Source organism: Terriglobales bacterium, from assembly GCA_035567895.1.
In the GTDB taxonomy this organism is placed as follows: domain Bacteria; phylum Acidobacteriota; class Terriglobia; order Terriglobales; family Acidobacteriaceae; genus Gp1-AA112.
This window is the reverse complement of record DATMPC010000091.1, coordinates 117,454-138,147: the sequence shown is the minus strand read 5'-3', so window position 1 is coordinate 138,147 and position 20,694 is coordinate 117,454. Positions and strand designations below refer to the sequence as shown.

Annotated in this window: 23 protein-coding genes, 1 tRNA gene and 1 other RNA gene; 8 read left to right on the top strand and 17 right to left on the bottom strand. The window is 54.8% G+C overall.

What is annotated here, in order from left to right:
• The 3 genes from VNX88_19820 to VNX88_19810 all read left to right on the top strand — a co-directional run.
• Positions 1-228 (top strand): HAD hydrolase-like protein (locus VNX88_19820; protein ID HWY70925.1); only part of this gene is annotated, 228 nt, incomplete at its 5' end.
• A gap of 116 nt (positions 229-344) precedes the next feature.
• Positions 345-911 (top strand): hypothetical protein, encoded by a 567-nt coding sequence (locus VNX88_19815; GenBank protein ID HWY70924.1) that lies wholly within the window; start codon positions 345-347, stop codon positions 909-911.
• A 271-nt stretch (positions 912-1,182) separates the two neighbouring features.
• Positions 1,183-1,503, top strand: a complete 321-nt coding sequence (locus VNX88_19810) for a ferredoxin family protein (GenBank protein HWY70923.1) — start codon at positions 1,183-1,185, stop codon at positions 1,501-1,503.
• 655 nt (positions 1,504-2,158) lie between these two features.
• Here VNX88_19810 and cyaY read toward each other — a convergent pair.
• The 4 genes from cyaY to VNX88_19790 all read right to left on the bottom strand — a co-directional run bounded on the left by cyaY (position 2,159) and on the right by VNX88_19790 (position 5,120).
• Entirely contained in the window at positions 2,159-2,494 is a 336-nt protein-coding gene (gene cyaY, locus VNX88_19805; protein HWY70922.1) for an iron donor protein CyaY, read from the bottom strand.
• 76 nt (positions 2,495-2,570) lie between these two features.
• A complete protein-coding gene (locus tag VNX88_19800) occupies positions 2,571-3,575 on the bottom strand; it encodes a hypothetical protein (protein ID HWY70921.1) in 1,005 nt (334 codons plus the stop codon).
• A 251-nt stretch (positions 3,576-3,826) separates the two neighbouring features.
• Positions 3,827-4,303, bottom strand: coding sequence for a single-stranded DNA-binding protein (locus VNX88_19795; protein ID HWY70920.1), 477 nt, complete (start codon positions 4,301-4,303; stop codon positions 3,827-3,829).
• A gap of 139 nt (positions 4,304-4,442) precedes the next feature.
• Positions 4,443-5,120: a hypothetical protein gene (locus VNX88_19790; GenBank protein ID HWY70919.1), complete on the bottom strand. Its 678-nt coding sequence runs from the start codon at positions 5,118-5,120 to the stop codon at positions 4,443-4,445.
• Between VNX88_19790 and VNX88_19785 the strand changes: the two genes are divergently transcribed.
• Positions 5,110-5,352 (top strand): hypothetical protein, encoded by a 243-nt coding sequence (locus VNX88_19785; GenBank protein HWY70918.1) that lies wholly within the window; start codon positions 5,110-5,112, stop codon positions 5,350-5,352. The two genes, VNX88_19790 and VNX88_19785, sit on opposite strands and share 11 nt — an antisense overlap.
• Positions 5,353-5,513: 161 nt before the next feature.
• Here VNX88_19785 and VNX88_19780 read toward each other — a convergent pair whose 3' ends face one another.
• From VNX88_19780 to nrdR, 8 genes are all read right to left on the bottom strand, one after another.
• On the bottom strand, positions 5,514-5,939 hold the full coding sequence (locus VNX88_19780; GenBank protein HWY70917.1) for a DUF420 domain-containing protein: 426 nt from the start codon (positions 5,937-5,939) through the stop codon (positions 5,514-5,516).
• A 7-nt stretch (positions 5,940-5,946) separates the two neighbouring features.
• Positions 5,947-6,765: an ABC transporter permease gene (locus VNX88_19775; GenBank protein HWY70916.1), complete on the bottom strand. Its 819-nt coding sequence runs from the start codon at positions 6,763-6,765 to the stop codon at positions 5,947-5,949.
• A gap of 40 nt (positions 6,766-6,805) precedes the next feature.
• Positions 6,806-7,807, bottom strand: a complete 1,002-nt coding sequence (locus VNX88_19770) for an ATP-binding cassette domain-containing protein (GenBank protein HWY70915.1) — start codon at positions 7,805-7,807, stop codon at positions 6,806-6,808.
• Positions 7,804-8,763: a heme o synthase gene (gene cyoE / locus VNX88_19765; protein HWY70914.1), complete on the bottom strand. Its 960-nt coding sequence runs from the start codon at positions 8,761-8,763 to the stop codon at positions 7,804-7,806. Before cyoE ends, VNX88_19770 begins: the two co-directional genes overlap by 4 nt.
• A complete protein-coding gene (locus VNX88_19760; protein ID HWY70913.1) occupies positions 8,760-9,713 on the bottom strand; it encodes a COX15/CtaA family protein in 954 nt (317 codons plus the stop codon). Before VNX88_19760 ends, cyoE begins: the two co-directional genes overlap by 4 nt.
• Positions 9,714-9,794: 81 nt before the next feature.
• Positions 9,795-10,664 (bottom strand): carboxypeptidase regulatory-like domain-containing protein, encoded by an 870-nt coding sequence (locus tag VNX88_19755; protein HWY70912.1) that lies wholly within the window; start codon positions 10,662-10,664, stop codon positions 9,795-9,797.
• Positions 10,665-11,072: 408 nt separating this feature from the next.
• A complete protein-coding gene (locus tag VNX88_19750) occupies positions 11,073-12,104 on the bottom strand; it encodes an isocitrate dehydrogenase (NAD(+)) (protein ID HWY70911.1) in 1,032 nt (343 codons plus the stop codon).
• A 10-nt stretch (positions 12,105-12,114) separates the two neighbouring features.
• Positions 12,115-12,609: a transcriptional regulator NrdR gene (gene nrdR, locus VNX88_19745; protein ID HWY70910.1), complete on the bottom strand. Its 495-nt coding sequence runs from the start codon at positions 12,607-12,609 to the stop codon at positions 12,115-12,117.
• A gap of 363 nt (positions 12,610-12,972) precedes the next feature.
• Between nrdR and VNX88_19740 the strand changes: the two genes are divergently transcribed.
• From VNX88_19740 to ssrS, 3 genes are all read left to right on the top strand, one after another.
• Positions 12,973-13,263, top strand: coding sequence for a DUF4201 domain-containing protein (locus VNX88_19740; protein ID HWY70909.1), 291 nt, complete (start codon positions 12,973-12,975; stop codon positions 13,261-13,263).
• Between the two features lie 2 nt (positions 13,264-13,265).
• Positions 13,266-13,586 carry a cell division protein ZapA gene (locus VNX88_19735; GenBank protein ID HWY70908.1) on the top strand — a complete coding sequence of 107 codons (321 nt, stop codon included), beginning with the start codon at positions 13,266-13,268 and terminating at the stop codon, positions 13,584-13,586.
• Between the two features lie 359 nt (positions 13,587-13,945).
• Positions 13,946-14,139, top strand: a non-coding RNA gene (gene ssrS, locus VNX88_19730) — 6S RNA.
• Positions 14,140-14,736: 597 nt separating this feature from the next.
• On the opposite strand, the gene VNX88_19725 is transcribed toward ssrS, so the two are convergent.
• Positions 14,737-14,955: a hypothetical protein gene (locus tag VNX88_19725; GenBank protein HWY70907.1), complete on the bottom strand. Its 219-nt coding sequence runs from the start codon at positions 14,953-14,955 to the stop codon at positions 14,737-14,739.
• 77 nt (positions 14,956-15,032) lie between these two features.
• Complete coding sequence (locus tag VNX88_19720) at positions 15,033-17,102, bottom strand: M13 family metallopeptidase (GenBank protein ID HWY70906.1); 2,070 nt, start codon at positions 17,100-17,102, stop codon at positions 15,033-15,035.
• Positions 17,103-17,334: 232 nt separating this feature from the next.
• Here VNX88_19720 and VNX88_19715 point away from each other — a divergent pair.
• A tRNA-Ser gene (locus tag VNX88_19715) sits at positions 17,335-17,424 on the top strand.
• Positions 17,425-17,468: 44 nt separating this feature from the next.
• Here VNX88_19715 and VNX88_19710 read toward each other — a convergent pair.
• From VNX88_19710 to VNX88_19700, 3 genes are all read right to left on the bottom strand, one after another.
• Positions 17,469-18,581 carry a site-specific integrase gene (locus VNX88_19710; protein ID HWY70905.1) on the bottom strand — a complete coding sequence of 371 codons (1,113 nt, stop codon included), beginning with the start codon at positions 18,579-18,581 and terminating at the stop codon, positions 17,469-17,471.
• 277 nt (positions 18,582-18,858) lie between these two features.
• Positions 18,859-19,782: a hypothetical protein gene (locus VNX88_19705; GenBank protein HWY70904.1), complete on the bottom strand. Its 924-nt coding sequence runs from the start codon at positions 19,780-19,782 to the stop codon at positions 18,859-18,861.
• Positions 19,783-19,837: 55 nt separating this feature from the next.
• On the bottom strand, positions 19,838-20,665 hold the full coding sequence (locus VNX88_19700) for a hypothetical protein (GenBank protein ID HWY70903.1): 828 nt from the start codon (positions 20,663-20,665) through the stop codon (positions 19,838-19,840).
• Positions 20,666-20,694: the final 29 nt, after the last annotated feature.

Here is a 20,694-nt window from a genome sequence, read left to right as displayed (position 1 = left end):
TTCGCTCTCCGGAAGTGCGGTTTGTCTGAAAGTGAGGTTCTCTTCGTCGGCAACCAGCTCAACACTGACGTGTGCGGCGGCGTCAGCTGCGGGATTCGGACAGTCTGGATCTCAGGAGAAGCTCATCGCAGTCCGGATGACATTGGTGCAGATGTGAAGCCGGATTTTGTGATCAAGTCTATGTTGGAATTACCTGACCTTATGCGTCATCTTTCTCAGTTGACGTAACATCGCCTTTGCACTCATTGACAATTCTGAGCGTAAACGTCTGCTAACGACACTTACAGAATTTCGGGCTGATTGGTATGAGGGAGTGTGGTACGTTTTTTTGTGGGAAGACCTCTGTGAGAACGTCCCTCGTACTGCATTCGACGCTCGCTCCAAACGCGGTCGCTGATGCCTTGCGCCGCTCGATTGACGAGGAGCAGAGAGCGCTCTTCTCACTAACGGGATATCGCGGTTCATCTCCAGTACTGGGCGTAGTAACGGACAATACGTTCCGCTTGCGGAGGAGAAGATACTGGCGCAACGACTTTGCTCCATGCTTCTATGGCCAGTTCCGTTCGGAATCGGGGGGCAGCCGGATAGAGGCACATTTCGATCTGTCGCCTTTGACGAGGAACTTCATGCGTCTTTGGCTGGGTGGGGTAACAATCTTGGGCGGACCGCTCTTCGTCCTGTGCCTCATTGACCTGACCACAGGCAGTCACTACACATCTGGCGACACTAGAGTTGGCCTCATTGTTTTTCCGGCTTTGATTCTCTGGGGATTTGTACTTCCAAAAATCGGGCGATTGTTTGGATCGGGAGACGAACAGGTGCTATCGGAGTTTGTCCAACAAACACTGGCGGCACGAATCGAAGAACCCACCATACGACAGCAAGGCAATAGTGCAACCCTGCCTTATTGAACCTCATCGTGTCGGACACTGTTGCAAAATCGCCATTACACAATCAACCCGCGCGGTCAAAACGCGTAAATGCCTGTTATCGCCAGTTATCGCTTTGACGGGATGCAATCGCGGGTCTCATCTGCCTGCGCCAAAGCGTGAAATGAGTGGTGCCGAATATGAAGTGCTTACTGCATGGATCAATTCCAGGATCGTTGCCAAGGATCGGCTTGGCAACACGCTTGAATCTTCTTTGTGGCAGGCATACGGTGAAAGACAGCGGAGGTGACCCATGGCATATGTCATTGCCGAACCCTGCATCGGGACAAAGGACACCGCCTGCGTCGATGCCTGCCCTGTGGATTGCATACACCCCAAGAAGAACACGAGCTATGACGATGGCCGGACAACATTCGACGACGTTCCCCAGCTCTACATTGATCCCGTGGAATGCATCGATTGCGGCGCCTGCGTTCCCGTCTGCCCCGTCTCGGCGATTTTTGCACTGGATGACCTGCCCGAGAAGTGGAAGCAGTATACGGAACTAAACGAAAGCTATGTGAAAGCCGGCAAATTCACGCCCGAAGAGTACGCCAAGCACCAAGTCAAATAGTCCTGACCGCGGCTCACCCTCGAATCGCTTCCGGCTGGGTGCCACAGCAATCTTCTTGAGAAGCCCCGATCCGTGTCACTGGAAGTATTGTTCGGCTACTCGGAAGCAAGCATCCAGTGCAGTCTCCTGTGACGATTTGGATCTTCGTTCATGACAGTCCAGATTTTGGACTCAGAAGACCTGCACTCAGAAAAACAGCAAGCAGAGGATTTCTAAGCGCGGGAAAATTTTGGATGCGAAACCGAGTGACTCCAATTTTGCATTCTGCAGGGACTCCAACCCTCAACTTGGCCTCGGGGGACGTCGACCGGCGCCGCCCGGGGGAGTACGGCGCGGAGGGTGCTGGCGGAATCAGCAAGGTGAGGACATGAATAAATCGAACTGGTTTAACATCGCGGACGAGGGCGGATCTGTGACATTCGTTGTGACCTAACCTGATGATCCATGCCCATGTGGGTCAGAGCAGCTCGATGTCATCCGGTGTAGCAGCAATAGTGGGACAGCCCGACTTCATCGCAAGGCTGCCCCATCTCAATGCTCCTTGATGCGTTTCAGTACAATCCCGTTCTAGGAAATGGCATGGAAGAGGTCGTCGGTTCGATCCCGACCAGGTCCACCAATCCTCTCCGAAGTGCCTCCAACCTTCCCACGAGAATTAGGAGAGGGTAACGGCTTCTTCACCGAGCTGTTGATTTACCAATCTTCCAACCAAGGCCTTCAGACGCTCGCCGGTCTTTTCCAACACGAAGTCATTTTGCATATCTGACCAGTCAAGTTTGAAGCTGGTGGAGAGAGCAGAGATCCAGATCTGGCGAACCGGAGTGTTTGGAGTAATGACGAACTTCGCCGGTGGTTCCTCGAAGACAACGTTCAGCACGCCATTCTGTTCTTCGACCTCAATCGCGGCATCATCTTCGGCAGCAATCAGGCGCTTCTTCAAGTCTTCCACAGCCACATCTGCTTTGCGGCGAAAATCGAGCTCGTCGAGCATGAAAACATTATAGGTCGTGGATGGCTGTTTGACGGTTGAGCAGGGCGTCGCAAGAACAAAACGCCTTTCGCTCTTCTTATCCGCCTGCGCGCTGTGCGCCGTCACTCTTGGCGCCGCAGTTCGCGATTCCGCGCTCGATGGCCGTTCCCTCTTCGTAGTCGTTCCAGGTGACGATCATAAGGAAGGGCAGTGGACGATCGGCAGGGAAGTAGCGCCGGTGAAGATTCAGTGAGTCCTCGAGGGTTTTTCCACAACGCGCGTCCATTTTGCGACCCTGCCCCCACTCCGCTTTGGAATCATCAAAGCCGGGCCATGCTGCACCTATGGCAATCTTGCCGCTTTGCTTCGACATTCTGCTGTAGAAGTTCTCGAGATAGCTGCGGCCCCAGTTGCTGCCATCCTTGACCCAGCCCTTCTTGCCGGGTGAAACCCACGCATAGTAACCATCGAAGGCTCCCCAGTCTTTTGCATCCTCATCTTCATAGATCAGGATCGGTGGGTGTTCCCATCCACTCACGGCCTGCTTTACGCGCTTCCAGTCTGTATCTCCCGATTTAGGAAATATGAAGATCATCGGGCGCCCGTCGTAGGTGAGATATGCATTAGGCACGGAAGCTTTTGGCCCGATGTAATGCTCGTATGCGTACTGCAGATCGGAGATAGCCTGCTCCGTAGCACGATGGGGATCGTCAACGCTTTCGTCGTACATGATCGCTGTCTTGAAGTCGTGTTCAGACGAAACTCGCTGCAGCGCCGCGTAGCTGCGGTCTTCAAAGTCGTGCGACGGTCCATACCAGTTCACAATGAATGCCCGAATGTTGAGGTTCTTCGCATGCTCCACTTGCTGAGCAAGGACGCTCGCGTCCTGGGAGTTGTAACCGACGTCGATATGCCCGGAGCGTCCAAACCAGGGTTGATAGGCAGCAATAATCTGAGGACTGCCCTCAGGCGCGGGAATTTCGGTACGCAGCGTATGAGCAATATCGGTATGTTTCGACCCGGCGCAGCCAGCGAGGCCGAGGACAACTACCGCGCAAATGAATAGACAAAACCGCTGAAGAGCTCCAAAAGAAGCTTGCATATTAAGAAGACACGGATTTCCCAATCGAAAATTGAGCAAAGGCTCAAATGATTGGATGAAATTTCAGCAGTTCACGTTGGATTAGCTCCTAAGTTGCTGAGCTTCTAGCTTCTAAGCTTCTGAGCGATAACCGGCACGAATGCGATCCTGAGCGAGGACAGGAAAAAGTCTTGCGCAAAGCAGAAAGAGGCGCAGCATGCTGCGCCTCTGGGCTTAGAAGCTGAGGAGCTTAGCCGCTCAGGAGCTGCTCCTCAAAACGGAATATCTTCGTCTTGAATCTGGGTGGCGTGTGCGGGCTCCTCGTTATGCCCATGGCTCTGGTCGAGGTTGCCAGTACCTGCTGAGGCACTACGCGAGTATCCGCGCGATCCGCCTTCAGAGTCGGCTTCGCTGCGTCCACTGAGTAGAACAAGGTCGTTCGCAATGATTTCAGTCTTGTACTTCTTTTGGCCGGTTTCTTTGTCGTCCCACGAACTGGTTTGAAGACGGCCTTCGATGTAGACCTTCGAGCCCTTCTTCACATACTCGCCTACGATCTCGGCGAGCCTTTGCCAGGCAACGACGTTGTGCCACTCGGTACGATCCTGCCATTGCCCGCTCTTGTCTTTGTATCCCTCGTTAGTAGCAAGTGAGAATTTGGCGACAGGGGTGCCGGTTGAGGTGTACTTGACTTCGGGATCCTTGCCGAGGTTTCCGACGAGGATAACTTTGTTGACGCTCTTGGCCATGGCTGCTGCTCCGGAAGGAAGTGCGCTCAATATAACAAACGCGCGGCAAATTCACCATCGCTCAAACCGTTTTTCACCACGGAGCACGGAGAACTCTCCTCCGGGCTCCGTGGTGAAGGCTGTCTCTCGTGGACCGAGGTTAGTTCGTCGCCGCCACTCTCATATTGTCCACATACACGTGGTACGGAGTGCTATTGGAGTTCAGGTCCACTTGGAATCCCGCAGTGAATTCTAGGCGGGTACCCGTAGCCGTCGCCTGATGCGAAATGTTTGCGCCCATGGTCTTGCCGTCGACGGTTAGCGAGTCATGAATGGCCTGCGTGCCGGCTGCGTGGAAAACTGCGGAGATGTGATGCCATGTATTCGGAGCGAAACGCTGAAGCGGAATGCCGGTACCCTCCCACTCCTTGGTCGTGAAGTTGAACACGCGCCAGGTATTGCTGGCGTAATCGGCTTGCCAGGCAAAGTTGTAAGTGTTGCCATTCGTGGTTTGCTGGCACTCGAACTCGATCGCTTGTGGGGCATTGGCATATTGCCCCGGCACGAACAGATCCAAATCGTAGCGAAGATATGTAACCGGATTCTGAATCGTTGGCTGCTCGATGAAGTAGTAGCCGCCCGTATATGCAGGGCCACCGTTTACATAGAAGTCGGCCGCTGATCCACTGAGACTAGGACTAGAGACTCCCTGAGCCATGTGATAGTCAGGTCCCTGTCCAACGCCCCCAACGTTGCCGCAACCACCGCAGGTTTGCCATCCGGGCTGACTCTGCAGGCTAGCGTAAACGATCGAGCCTGCGGGATCAGTGCTGGCCACCGGCGCACCAGGAGCTGCAGGAGCCGACGTGGACGTCGGACTTGATGGACTACCGCTTGAAGCCGAAGACGAGCTGCCTGCGTTGGAGCCGGAATTCGAATTGTTGACGCTGCTAACCGCACTGCCGGCTGAAAACGGCTTTGCCGATCCAGAACCACATCCCACAATTGAGGCGACCGCGATTGCGGCCGCGCTGAATTTGATCAAAACCTTAGAAGAAAATTGCACCTGAACTCCTGCCAGTTCGAGAACGCAACTGACTGAAGTCGAAGGTAGTTTTCGATCTACTCTGGCTATATCGGCGGAGGGCCGTAAGGAAATGCGGAAAGACTCTTAGGCGCGTCTAGGTGACTCTTCTAGCCCAAAAGAATCAGAGGCAGCGGAGGATTGCTGTCAAACGAACAACTTGTAGAGCATCAGGTAAACAATGACGCCGGTAATGGAGACATACATCCAGATCGGGTAGGTCCAGCGCGCCAGTCGGCGATGGCGGTCGAACTTGTTCGTAAGCGCCAGTGTGAGCGTAATCAGAATCATTGGAACAACGACTGCCGCGAGCACGGTATGGGAAATCAGGATCGAAAAATAGAGAGGACGTACCCATCCTTTTCCTTGGAAGTGCACCGATCCCACGTGAAAGTGATAGTAGAGATAGCAGGCCAGAAAAGCTGACGAAACGATAAATGCAGCGATCATCACCACGCGATGCCTGGCCACTGCGCCGCGCTTGATGAACCTGTGCCCGATGGCCAGCAAGACGGCGGTCGTGCCATTGAGCGTGGCATCAAGTGGCGGGAATATGCTGTAGTCGATCTGCAATTGGGATTCAGGCGACAGGTTGGGTTGTTCTTCGGTTCACCATCAGGAACGCTACGGAAAAAATCACCGCAGTGAACGCGATCAGGATCATTAGCGAAGTCGGGAGCGAGAACTGATTCATCGATGCGGTTGAGGGGAAGAGCGCAGTCCGCAACACGTCAAGTCCATACGTAAGTGGATTCAACCGCATCACCCATTGAATCCATCCTGAAGCGTTATTCACCGCGAAGAGTGCGCCCGACAACAGCCACAGAGGAATCAGAAACAGATTCACAATCGCGTGAAAAGCCTGCGCCGATTCCATTCGCCAGGCCAGCGTGAATCCCAGTGCGGTAAGCGCGAACGCCATCAGGAACACTGAGAGAACAATCAGCAAGAGGCCGGAGACATTGAAGTGTGCACCAACCGCTGGCGCGAAAACCAGAAATAGCGAGCCCTGAACACCCGCCAGCGTGGTGCCTCCGAGAACCTTTCCCAGAACGATGACCGAGCGGCTTACCGGAGCCACAAGCACAGAAGAAAGAAAGCCTCGATCGCGGTCTTCAATCACCGACATCATGGTGAAGATTGAAGTAAATAGCACGATCATCAGCAGGGCGCCAGGAAAGAAATACTGCAGATAATGCTGGTCGCCAGCGCCGGAGCGATAGGAATTCCCAAAACCGGATCCTATTACCAACCAGAAGACCAGGGGAGACAGAATTACGCCGATCACGCGGCTCTTTTGGCGATAGAAGCGCACGATTTCGCGTCGCCAGAGAGAGACGATAGGCAGCAGAGCACTCGATGGTTCGCCCGCTGTGAGATCGGGAAATGTTGTTCCCATGTGTGACATCGCAGTCATCTTAATTGTCACCCGTCCGCTACTACGGACGGTTCTGCTCCTGTGTCCAGAAGCGGTGTCCGGTGCGCTTTATGAACACGTCTTCTAGCGTCGGACGACTCACGCTGATCGATCGAATCTCGCCGGGAAAGGCTTCCATCACATCGGCGGCGAAGCGATGTCCTTGCGCTTGCTCGAGACGGACAATACCTTCTTCGATCGAGCAGGCAATGCCGAAGCGATCCAGGATGCGCGCAGCAAGAACATCCGGACGCTCCGTTTCAAACTGAATAACATCGCCACCGATCTCAGACTTCAACTCTGCTGGAGTTCCAAGTGCGACAAGCTTGCCTTCGCTGAGGATCGCGAGACGGCTGCAACGCTCGGCCTCCTCCATAAGGTGAGTGGTCACAAGAACGGTCACGCCCTCGTGCTCGCGCAAGCTGTCGAGATAAAGCCAAAGATCGCGGCGGGCGCCCGGATCGAGGCCCATAGTCGGTTCGTCGAGGAGCAGAACTGACGGTCGATGCATCAGTCCCTTTGCGAGTTCGACGCGCCGCTGCATTCCTCCGGAGAATGTCTCAACCAAGTTATTGGCACGATCCGAGAGGCCGACACGCTCAAGCATTTCGCTGATACGTTGCTTGAGCCGTGCTCCGCTCAGGCCATAGAGGTGGCCCTGATGCATCAGGTTCTCTGCAGCGGTAAGCTTTACGTCCACGCTTTGAGCCTGCGCTACAACGCCAATCCTGCGTCGCACCTCATTGGGCTGCTTCACTGGATCGAAGCCAGCGACGAATGCGCGCCCACTGGTGGGAACCATCAACGTTGTCAGGATTCGGAAAAGCGTCGTCTTGCCACTGCCGTTCGGGCCCAGCAAACCAAAGATTTCTGCGGGCCGAACGTTGAACGAGATGCTATCCAGGGCGACTCGGCTCTCATATCGATGACCAAGTGATTCGACCTGAATTGCAGAGATAGACGGCAACTGCGTTTCGTCTTCCCCAGGCGACGTAAGTAAAGCCGAATTGGAATTGTGGGTCATCGAGTAAACCGCGAATTGATCATCATGAGCGCGAAGAGGGCGGGAAGGTAAATCACGCTGGCGCGCAGCAGGCCGCGAGCAAGTTTGCCCGATTCACCGGCAGGCAGGCCGGAGAGAACACGGGAAAAGCGGACGGAGAACACCAGAAAGGCCAGACTGAAGATCAGCGCGCCGACAATGTATGTCCTGGTCACCATGTGCAAGTATCCCGGGAACAGGCTTACCGGCACCAGCATCAGCGAGTAGGCGAGCACCTCGCGCACCGTAGAGCGCCCATCTTCTTCCACGACCGGCAGCATCCGGATCCCAGCACGGCGATAGTCCTCGCGGTACAGCCATGCGATCGCGTGAAAATGCGGGAACTGCCATAGGAAGAGGATCGCGAAGAGAACAAGGGCCTCCCACTCGACGCGACCGCGAGCGGCGGTCCAACCGAGCAGCGGAGGCATTGCTCCTGGAAGCGCTCCGATGGTCGTGCAGATCGGGGAACGCATCTTCAGCGGTGTGTACACACCGACGTATGCCGAGGCAGTGAGCACGCTCAAAATTCCGGTGAGAGGGTTGGTTGTAATTGCGAGATACCCCGCACCCCCAAGGATGCAGGCCATCCCGACGGCAGTGGCTTCAACGACACCCATCCGCTGTCCCGGAATGGGACGCTTTCGAGTGCGCTGCATGCGGCCATCTGCCTCGCGCTCAATGACCTGGTTCATCGCCGCGGCGCCGCTAGAAACTAATCCGATTCCGAGCATGGCGCAGAGCAGCTTCCAGGAAAAAGTTGGAATGTGAGCGCGCTGGGCGCCCAGGAAGTAGCCGGTCCAGGCTGTCATGACGACCAGCGAAGTCACGCGCATCTTGAGCAGCACCGAGTAATCTCCAAGGCGCGAATACTTGCGTGTCGGCGGAGGAGCAGGCTGCACTTCTGCTGTGGGAACAGGCTGGATAGCAGCACTCATGCGCTAATCGCCTTTCGGGCCGCTGAGGGTTCAACTGCTCTAGCAGGATCTTTCGCCAAATGTCGACGAACCTGCTCTTCCAGCACAAAGCTTGTTGCGAGTAGCAGTGCTCCGATGGCTACATGTGCAACGGTGGTACTCACCATGCTGGGTAGAGGCTGCACCGCATTTTTGCCCCAGACTATACGCGTGAGATACGCCGCGAAGCCGAATCCAAGTTGAATCAGAAGCAACGCGATCATGATTGCTGCTGGTCGCCGAAGCGCGGCGATTTGACCATAACGACTCAGCACGCGAACCGCTGTCCATGCCGCGATTCCCGAAGTGAGAACTGCATTGACGAGATGTGAAAGAATGCTCATTCCCGAGTGACGGAAGGCAGCCCCAAAAAAGAGCTGAAGGTAGAGCGCGCAGACCGTAAGGACTGCCAGCGCGTGTGCGCTCGGCGCGCCATCGTCGGCGAATCTCTCGGGAGTTGACTCGGTCCAGTCGCGGCCTGTGTAGAGAGCTAACAGCACAGCGATGGAAAAGAAAGTCTGCCCTAAGGCTGCGTGAGCGCTTGATATGTACCACGGCAGGAACATGAGCACCGTGAGTCCACCGAGAATGCCCTGCGCGATTACGGTTCCGATGGCCGCGAGACCGAGGTTGCGAAGCCATTTGCGGGGATCAACACGAAAGGCTGCAATGCAAAAGAGAATCGTGAGCAGGCCCACGCCCTCAGCGATCATGCGGTGCGTGTGTTCGAACTTCACACCGCCCACCATCGGCGGGATCTTATAGATGGAACCGAACGAGGTCGGCCAATCGGGAACGGAAAGTCCTGCGTCTTCGCTAGTGACAAGGGCCCCTGCCACGATCAAAACAAAGATGCAGCAGGAGAGAGCGACAGCAAAGCGATGAAGACCGCGATGGAAACGAATATCAGTCGGTAAGACTTCAGACCTCACGCGCAGCGGGCCTTTCAATGTTGATGCGGGCAGGACTAGTTATTTTAACAAAGCAATCAGGACTAATCATTCGACCCTCAGCTACTGCGCTGCGAATGTAAAGTCCGCAGCCTTGGTCTCCCCGGTGCCTAACGTGATCCTTTGTGTCTGCTCGCCTGCCGCTTCATGAACTGCCGCAATCGTGTATTCACCCGGCGGCAACCCTTTGATCTCGAAGTTGCCGTTCGCATCGCTGACTGCATAGAACGGATTGGCTGCAACGTTCACAAAGGCTTTCATCCAGGGATGTTGATTGCACTTGAAGGGCATCATTACTTCAGGATCGTGGAATGCGGTCTCGATTGGAGCGCCCTTCGGCATTTGCGACATGTTCCACTGCGAGTTGCTCGCCTCATTCGGCTGCGCGTGTACGTTGTGCATCGTGGGATCGCTGTTGAGCACGCGCAAAGTTTGCCCCGCCATCAGGGCGAGGACATGGGGTTCGTAACGGCATCCCTTTTGATCGAGGATCACCGGGATCGCCGGCACAGCAAAGTTGTCTCCTTCCAGACCTGCCTTGACGTACACGTAGACACTTCCCAGTCCACCACCTTTGCCGACAACATATTGCTGGCCGAAGTTTGGCTGTTTGCTCGAGATGGTGCAGCCGGGATCCATACCCATATCGATTTGAACCGGAGCCGGGGCGGAGCCTTGGAGGTGAATTGTTCCATGAATGCCGGCAGCGGTCGCGGGATCGACACTTGTCAGCTTCTTCGAAGACTGAGCCGCTTTCGGCTGTTCCGATGCAGGCGGCATCGGACGAGTGTTTTGACTGCAAGCAGTGAGAAGAAATGCGAGAGAACCCACAAGGAGCAGGGAATAGTTCATTTTGAGGGTGGAGAGCACACCTTCTCGAGAGTCCGTTTGGTCCAGCTTAAGGGAGAGCTTGTCGATGTAGCTCCGTTGCACGCGGATAATTATTCCCTATATAGAACATTCGACGTTATTTACCTGCCATTCATCCGCTATTGCAACCCCGCTCTTACCCCGGGGTAACCCCGAAATTTCCACAGGGTAACGCCGAAATTTCCACGGCGTTACGCCGAGAGATTCACAGCGTTACCCCGAGACATAAGGCCTTTCGAAGAGCCAAGTCAATTGCCGCGGGCTCGGAAACCACAGGATGCTCAGCACGCATTGAACACACAAACACACCGCTGCACTATAGGCGAAACAAAGGCAAAAGTCAAGATCCGGCGAAGCGTCTCGAGTCAGTGAGCAAACAAATCGCCAGTCGGTTCCGGAACTCAACAGAAATCTTGGTGCTCAAGTGTTACTTTAGCTTCCCAAAATGAATCGAGGCAGGGAAGATGCCGACTAGCGGCTGGCTGCAACAGGTTGCTTGCTCGTTTCCAACGCCGCGATCACGGCGTCGGCAAACTCGCTGGTGCCTGCCTTGCCGCCGACATCGCGCGTAGTCTTCTGGCCTTCGCGGTAGACGCGTTCAATTGCCGCGTGCATCCGGTCGGCAGCATCGGCTTCCCCTAGATGACGCAGCATAAGCACCGCAGATTGCATGACCGCAGTCGGATTTGCGAGATCTTTTCCGGCGATATCTGGCGCTGAACCGTGCACTGCTTCGAAAATCGCACATTCGTGTCCCAGGTTCGCGCCGGGGACAAGTCCCAATCCGCCAACGAACCCAGCGCAAAGATCGGAGATGATGTCGCCGTAAAGGTTCTCCATCACCATCACATCGTATTGATAAGGATTGGTGACGAGCTGCATGCAGGTGTTGTCCACGATGTGCTCAAAATACGGGATTTCGGGATAGATCTCGGCCGTGTCGCGGCAACAGCGCAGGAACAAGCCATCGGTCAACTTCATGATGTTGGCTTTGTGGACGGCGTGTACTTTTTTCCGCTTTTCCCGCCGAGCGTAGTCGAACGCAAAGCGCGCAATCCGTGTGGAAGCCTTCTCGGTGATGATCTTCAGACTCTCCATCACGCCGGGCACAACTTCGTGCTCAATGCCCGAATATTCCCCCTCGGTGTTTTCGCGAACGATGGCGAGGTCCACTCCGGGATAGTGAGTCTTGACGCCGGGAAGGTTCTTGATAGGCCGAAAGTTTGCAAAGAGTTCAAACTTCTTGCGCAAGGTCACGTTGATGCTGGCGAAGCCGCCCGCGATTGGCGTCGTGACCGGACCTTTTAAGGCAACACGAGTTCTTTCTACCGACTCGTAGAGTTCCTTGGGAATGTACTGTTTGGTCTTGGCATACGCTTCGGCGCCTGCCAGTTGCGACTCCCACTCGAACTTGGGACCGCTTGCCTCGAGCACACGAACCGTGGCGTTCACCACTTCCGGCCCGATGCCGTCGCCGGGGATTAATGTGACTTTATGAATCATTCTCTCTGGGCTATTGGTGTTTAGGACTGGACTTGGATTTTGCCGCTTTCGCTTCCTTGCTCATCAACTGCTCCAGCTCGGCTCCAAATTCGCGAACGTCCTTGAAGTCGCGATAAACAGATGCGAAGCGAATGTAAGCGACCGTGTCTTGCTGCTTCAAGCGATCCATGATCAGCTCCCCGACTTCCGAAGTTGTGCGCTCACGGTCCGGGGAGTCGATGACGTATGTCTCCGCCTCGTTAACGATCTGCTCGAGTTTCCCCATCGAAATTGGGCGCTTCTCGCAAGCCTTGAGCAGTCCGGTGAGCAGCTTCTGACGGTCAAATTTCTCTCGCCGACCATCCTTCTTTACGACCATATAGGGGATTTCATCAATGCGCTCGTAGGTAGTAAAGCGCTTTTCGCACTTCATACACTCGCGCCGACGGCGGATAGACTCGCCCTCTTTGGTCTCGCGAGAATCCACTACTTTGTCATTGATAAAACCGCAGAAGGGACACTTCATTGGAGCTGGACTGTCGGTTTTCATTGTAACAGGCAGTTTCGGAACACTTTGCAGAGTCGGAGCTAACGACAATCGGGTGATCGGGCCATCGGGTGATCGGGTGAAGTGAACCGTAGCTGTCAGCATTCGGCTATCGGCTTTCGGCCAGCGCAGTTTGGGTAATCCAACAAGACTGCATCTCGGCTGAACGCCGAGCGCCGACTGCCGACAGCTGTCCTTCACTTCACCCGATGACCCGATGGCCCGATCACCCGATTCTTATTTCTGCCTGTTTATCAACAGAATTCACAGGCATCCTTCATCTATCACGTGGGATATACTTCGACTGCGCGCCACTAAATTATTCCTTGAGGTTTTGTGCTCATGTCTGCAAGGGCGCTCCCCGAGCTTGAGTCTGCGGTGTCCTCCGACGAATTTCACGCACTTGAAGAAAAGGTTTATAAGACCATTGAGTTGTTGAAGTCTGCGCGCGAGGCGCGGGCGATTGCCGAGCGCGATGTGATCCGTTTGCGCGAACAGCTCGAAGAGCGTGAGGAAGAAGTCGAAACGATTCGTGAACAGATGGTGGGTCTGCGGCGCGAGCGCGAAGACGTTCGCAGCCGTGTCGAGAAGATGCTCAAGCAGCTCGACGCTATGGGTGCGGAGGCATCTTAACTATGGCTCACGCGCAAACTACGCAAAAGACAGCTGACAGCATCCGCGTTGAGATTTACGACCAGGGTTATACCCTGCGGGGAACAGACCCTGACTACATAGTTAAGCTGGCCGAATATGTAGACCTCAAGATGCGGGCTGTCGCCGAGAAAACTTCGACGGTTGACTCACTTCGGGTCGCCGTACTCGCAGCGCTCAACATCGCCGACGAATATCACTTGCTCAAGAAGAAGTACGACAGCATCGCCAATACCTACGTGGAACGGGCCAACTCGCTCTCCGGCATGCTGGATGAGATCATTGAGGACCGGAAAGTCGGGTGATTGGAAAGAATCGGGTGATCGGGTGAAGTAAAAACCTCGAGCGCGTGCACTTAGATGAGTGGCCCCGGCGAACTGCCATCCTCAGCCCTTCCTTTGGGCGAAGGACCTCCGTGATTTTCGGACCCAATTGCAGCTGGTGCGGCTTCCCCACGAGAACCCAGAGTTCTGGCCAAAATGCCGGCGCAATAGCGTCGGCATTCGACGCATTCCGGGAGATCCTTCGCCCAAAGGAGGGACTCAGGATGACAGTTGGGGCAGAGTTCAGGTTTTACTTCACCCGATCACCCGATGGCCCGATCACCCGATTCTTCTCTGTCTCTTGCCATCCCCGTCAGCTTTGAATAGCATTCGAGATGGAAGCCAGCCTGCAAAGCAGGTATTGGCGGTAACCGTTTATTGAACCAACATTCAATGAACAGGGGGCTCGACTCGAAAAATCGGTTCGGTGTGCGAAGTTCCGCCAGTACGGAAATGCCTAAAGAACCGCGGAGAGTTCCCACCGTCTTGCGACGGGTTCATGAACGGCCCGCCGGTACGGCCTCGCGGGTTGGCTTTTTCTTCTTGACTCCTGGTCCATACCCAATCGGGCTATCCAGCGGAACTGCGGCGCCCTTCGGACACAACAACCTCGACAAGCGATGATTTCCGCGAAGCTGGCGCAGTGCTATTCACGCAAGGTCGATCTCAGCGTTCACGCGTTGTAGCTAATGGTGGCCGTGTTCGCATACTACTTGCAACGCGATAGCCGCCCGTCTCAATCCCATTGTTGCACTCAGGCGACGAGTGAAGAATAGCGCCGTATTACTTCGCCAGAGGAACCAGTTTTGACCGCAGGATTCGTTTGTCTCGGGTCAGCAAGGGGACACGATGAAGAATGCTGGTAGCAGCTATGATTTCATCGGCGGGATCGCTTTGAAAATCCAGATGTTTGATCGTCCGGCAAAGTCTCAGGTCTAACGGCCATATATGCACTCGGGAAAGAGCGCGTGTGAAGTCAGGGGAATCTAAATCGATAGTAATCCGATTTCTTTGGGACAATTTCGCCAGCTCCCACAAGACAATCGCCGAGATGCTCCAGGGATTGTGAACCAACAATTGCGTCTCTGAACCTCGCAGCTCACCCTGCAAGGCATGGATGAGGATGTGCGTATCAAGATTCAGCATCCCACTTCAGTCCAGTCGAGAGGATGTTGCCATGTACCTGCAGTTTGCCCTTCATACTTCCGATGAGGTCGGCGCAGTCGGAGCTTGCGGGAATCAGACGCGCTACAGCCTTCCCGTGCTTGGTAATCACGATCCCTTCCGGCTCCAGATTCTCGAGAATAGTCAGGCACTGCTCTTTGAATTTCGAGGCATTAATGGTCTGCATGATCTCATTTTAGGTATGGACACAATAATTGTCTAGTCAATAAAAATGACCAATTGAGACAATTGGTTTACAAAGGCTTACCAAACCCGGCAGGCATTGGTGCTGACCATCCCTTGTCCAGGCTTGCAACTGAATGCCTTCTGGAATTCGGGCATGTTCTGGAGAACACCGTTGGCGCGCCAGCGTCCAGGAGAGTGTGGGTCCACGGTCACGAGGAAGCGGCTGTACTCGTCGCTGCGGTTCTCGCACCAGACGGTTGCGAATCCTAAAAAGAAACGTTGCTCTGGCGTGAAGCCATCGATCTTGCGGGTTAGAGGATCGTCTGAAGGAGCACTCTTCGCTTGTTCTTGCAGCATCGAGAGCAAGGCCATCAGCGCAATGCGAGCGCCGCCGTTGTCGGCCGTGTTTTCGCCGAGGGTTAGTTTGCCGTTGAGTTTAAGGTCATCGACGGCTGTGAATCCGCTGTACTCGTCCGCGACGCATCCCGCACGCTTCTCGAACTCACGCGCGTCGACGGGCGTCCACCAATCACGCAGGTTTCCCTTGGGATCGAACTTGCGGCCTTCGTCGTCGAAGCCGTGAGTTAGCTCGTGACCAATCACCGCGCCGATGCCGCCAAAGTTTACTGCGTCATCGAGTTCCTTAGTGAAGAACGGAGGCTGCAGGATGCCGGCGGGGAAGACGATCTCATTGAACTGTCCGCTGTAATAGGCGTTCACCGTCGGAGGAGTCATCTCCCATTCCATTTTGTCTACCGGCTTGCCAATCTTGTTGGTCTGACGATGCGCCTCAAACTGCGCGGCACGAATGTAGTTGCCGAGGAAATCGTCGCGGCTGATCCTGATGGAACTGTAGTCGCGCCACTTCTCCGGATAGCCGATCTTGTTGCGAATCGCATCCAGCTTGATCTTCGCTTCCTTCTTCGTTGCATCTGTCATCCACGGCAGCGAGGCGATGTCTTTGTCGAGCGACTGCTCCAGTGCGTTCACCATCTTTAGCATGCGCTGCTTGCCTTCAACGCCGAAGGTCTGATCCACATAGGACTGCCCCAGAGCCTCGCCCAGCGAATTATCGGTTTGATCGACGCAGCGCTTCCACCGCGCCTGTTGTTCCTTCTGGCCGGTTAGCGATTGCCGGTACTCGAATCGCGCCTTAACAAATGGGTCCGACAGCCAGGGAGCAGCGAAGTTGATCATTTGCCAGTTGAGATACGTCTTCCAGGCATCGACCGCATACTTCATGAAGATCCCATTGGCCTGCTTGAAGAAGTCCGGATTCTCGACATTCAACGAACTGAATGATGGCACCCCTGCATACTTGAAGAACTTCACCAGTTGCAGATTCGGCGCCAGGGCGGCGGCATCGTTGAGGCTCATCTTGTGATCGTGCACCGCGGGGTCGCGTCGTACTGTGCGATCCATGGAGGCTTTGGCAAGATCGGTTTCGATGTTGAGGATCGTTTGGGCCGATTCTCCGGCTTGCGTGTCGCTTTGCCCGGCGAGAACGAACGACTTTTTCAAATACGTGACATACGCCTGCCGGACCGCCTTGGTTTTTTCATCGTCTTTGATGTAGTAGTCGCGGTCGGGCATGCTGATTCCGCCCTGATCGATGTCGGCGACCACCATTGAAGCGTCATGCAGATCCGGGCTGGAGCTGAAGTTGAATACTGGACTTGGACCTGTAAGTAATTGGATGTAAGCCATGCGCTCGATGATCTGGTCTCGATCACGAATAGCAGCCGTTCGGTCGAGTTCCGGTTTGAGCGCCTGGATGCCTTTGCTGTTGATCGACTTTTCGTCCATGCATGCGAAGTAGAAGTCGCCGATTTGGCGCTCAACCGCACCGCGCTTTGGATCTTCGGCGGACTGCTTCTCCAGTAGGTCGCGCAAGATCTGCTGATTGCGCACATAGACTTCAGTAAAGCTATCCCAAGCAGGTTGATCCGAGGGAATCGGATTGTTCTTCCTCCAGGTTCCGCAAGCGAACTGGTAGAAGTCCGTACATGGCTCGACGCTGCGATCCAGGTTCGCGGGCGTGAATCCACCGTTGTCCTTCGCAGGTGCGGGCGCAGCCGCGGGAGCTTGGCAAAACAACAAAAACGGCATGGCGAGAATAAGTGCAAACAGTCCAGCTAGGTGCCGCATGTTCTTTCCTCCACAGTTTGGGAAACGCGGGAGATTATCACGGGAAGAGCGAACATCCATTCGGCTTCGCTCAGGACGGCTCCGGTCACGAGGGTAAACCACAAGGTCACAAATTACGCTGGAGCGATCGGGGACTCGTCAACCAGGTTTTCCCGTGACCTCTTTTTACTCCTTCGTGACCTTCGTGTTCGCTCCCGACTTTCGGATTCCAGTAGAATAGAAGGAGCAGCACGGAGAGATGGCCGAGTGGCTGAAGGCGCACGCTTGGAAAGCGTGTATACCTTAACGGGTATCGTGGGTTCGAATCCCACTCTCTCCGCCATGTTTTCAACGCTTTACGTCACGCTCAAATCAGCCACAAATCAGTTAAGCCGTATGCAGTGCCAAACGCACGACTTTCGAGTGTGCCTGCTGCATCTCGTCCGTCACGACATCACCGTAAATGTTCAGCGTCGTGCGGATGTCCGAGTGCCTCATCAGCTTCTGCTGAACTGCAATCGGTGTTCCCACGGCGTCGAGCCATGAACGGTAGCTGTGCCGCATCGAATGCGTGCCGAGCTTCTCGATGCCCGCAGCGGTCGCAGCGTTCTGAAAGACACGCCACACCCACGGATACGACAACGGCTGTCTGCCGAGCTTCAGCGGACTCGCGAACATCCAGTCATCCTGAGCAGGGAACTGAGTGTTCTGCTTCCAACTCATCAGCACCGCGAGCATATCGTCATCAATCGACATTTGCCGACCTGAATAGACAGTCTTCACGTCGTCCACCTGTTGACGGACGATACCGCGCTCGACGCGCAGCTTGCTGTTGAGCCAATCCACATCGCTCCACTTCAGAGCAAGGCATTCACTGATTCGAAGACCGAAGCACACACAGACCAGCGCAAGCGTGCGGATAGGTTCGTCGAGTTGCAGAACGAACTTCTGAAACTCTTCGACCGTCAGGCTGCGCGGTTTCTTCATGCGCTTCGTTGCCCCTTTGATTGTGACTAGCTCCATCGGGTTCCGCTGTGTCGGCACGTCGCCGCGCCACATCGCGTAATCCCAGAGTGCCCGGACGAGTCCGCGCACATGGACTCTGCTCTTAGGTGACAGAGACAGAGACTTCAGCCACATTTCAACTGGGCGAGCTTGCATGTCAGTCAACTGGCATTTACCCCACTTCGGAAGAACGTGGTTGTTCAGCCATGCCTCATAGCCCAAGCGCGTGCTCAGACGCTGCGGCATCTTCTCGGCTTTGTATTGCTCGACCAAGTTCTCCACCGTGGACAACGTGCCATCGCTGCTGACTGGCTGTTCGAGTGTTCTTCTCAACGGTTCCGCTGCGCGCCATGCTGAGGCTTTGGTAGGGAAATCCTTTCCAGAGCCAATCAGCTTAGAGCGTCGCTTCCCGTTTTCGCACCACAAGAAATTCCATGTTCCGAATCTCTTGTTGAATACCAGACTTCCTTGGTTTACCCGTGCTGCTCTTTTCATTTGCTTCTCCTGTCAGAGAGCACGGACAGCGATTCAGAGCTTACCACGGGATTCCCGAAAAGGAGCGAATCAACGTCGGAACGTAGGTAGCGCCATACCCGGCGTTTGGTGCCAGAGAGTGCGTAGGCTTTGATTTTTCCTTGCCGAGTCCAAAGCAGCACGGTGCGGGTCTGCACCTTGAGATGTGCCGCGACTTCGGCAGCGGTAAGCCACTCAGGGCGACTCACCGCAGGTTGTGTATTTGTCATTTATCAAGGAATGCAAAGGGCTAATTCTTCTAACTAGGTTCTTCAAGTTGCAGCCGGTCAGCACTGGGTAGTTTGAAGGCGTTCACTGCGAGGCTATCGGCTGCTTCGCGGAGATGGTCGGTATCTTTGAATAAAGAACTCAGTCTCTTCATGGAGTCTGTTTCTTCGCGTCCATAGCTGCGAAGAATTGCTCGCACTACATCGACAGCCACATCATCTTCTGCGCGAAGGCGACCACCGCCAGAAGTCTTGAGGCTTTTTCTTATCGCTTCCCAAGCCATAGAGGCGTCGGAATCGAGCCTTTCTTTGCCATCAGTAAGCAACTGCAACGCGCTGCTGCTCGACAAATCAGCAAGAAGTAGCGAGAGGAAACGCGAGCCCATACTTCTCTCCGATTCTCCCAATTGCTTGCAGCCAGACCCCGATTTGCGGCAAAAGGAATGATGGTGTTTAACGAAATCTACCTGCATACAATCGCGCAACATAAGGTCGTCGTCCACTAAGAACTCACTCGTCAGGTTGCCGTTCCACTTCCACGCTCCACTATCGGCATCGTGGAGAAGCGGTGCTGGCAGCGTCGCGGTATACGGCGTCAGACCGGGTATTTCTTCTTTTTTACTGACGAGAATGCGGAAAGCCGGGGGACGATACTGCGGCATTGCCTCAACCCAAAATAGATTCTTTCCCCTTACGAGCGTTTCCCATTCGAACGTGAAGCGCACGTTGCCATACAGCGAACCCCACACCCAATCGTTCCCTGAAACCCATGAGACACAGGTGCGCGAGTTCCGCAGCTTGCTCTCATCCCACACGAGAGAAGAACGGACCCTATTGTCCTCAAAAACTCGCAATGCATCTTCGAGATGGCAGATGTGGTAAACCTTCCGCAGAGCGAACGCACGTTTGTCGGTCACTCCGGTAATACCGTACTCAGCCCATTCCGGTTTCTTCATCGGTCTTTATAAGCATAGGGCAACCAAGCAAAATAGCGGGTTCCAAAATTTGCGCTTATCGGAGCACATCGAAAATGGAGAAATACGTGGCGAGACTTGCCATGCCTTTTCTTCGGAACTTGGCACCGAGCCTGCAAAATATTGCGAAGAGTTGCCCCGGCCAGAGCCGCTCTACTTCTTCTTCTGTTGCTTTGAAGTCCAGAAATACAAGCTGAATCAGTGCGCGTTCGTGTGGCGTCAGGCTTCGCCGGAACGTAAGCTCGCAATCAGCTATGAAGTCCGACTTGCTCGCCTGCACGAATTGACGGTTACATCCTCTAGAAGCAGTCTCTTCCTGATACTTGAAAGCGCGAAGACTGCCGCGCATGTCAGAGTTAACCTTCTGGTAGACGTAGGCATCAAAGATGTGCTTCCCAGTTTGGTAGAGACTGCGATTGCTGCGCTCGTCTTTCCGAAGGAGTGCTTCGACTTCCGCCGTACTCTCTTCGCGAACTGCACGCTCAATGTCGCGCTCAATTAGCGTCGCGTCGTCTAGTGGTTCGGCTGCTTCGACAGGGTTCTCTTGCTGACGCTTGAGAAATGCGAGCCGCAGAGGCTCTGCTGCGTGCCAAGCTGCATCTTTGTCTGTCAGCGTGTCTGAGTGTCCGAGCGTCTTGGAGTGGGTACGTCCGTTTTCCTTCCACTGGTAAGCCCATGAATCGAAAAACCTGTTGTAGCTCACCCATCCTTGTTGCAGTCGCGCTTTGCGCTGTTTAAGCGGTTCGGGGGCTGCATCCTTGACTGCGACAGGCTGATTCTCGTCGTCGGCTTCCGCCTCTAGTACGCCAACGCCAATCGTGACCGGGTAATCGTCGAACTCGGTGTTTAGGTGTCCGTCGAACAAAGTGTGCTCCGAAGAAAAGTGAAGGGGCC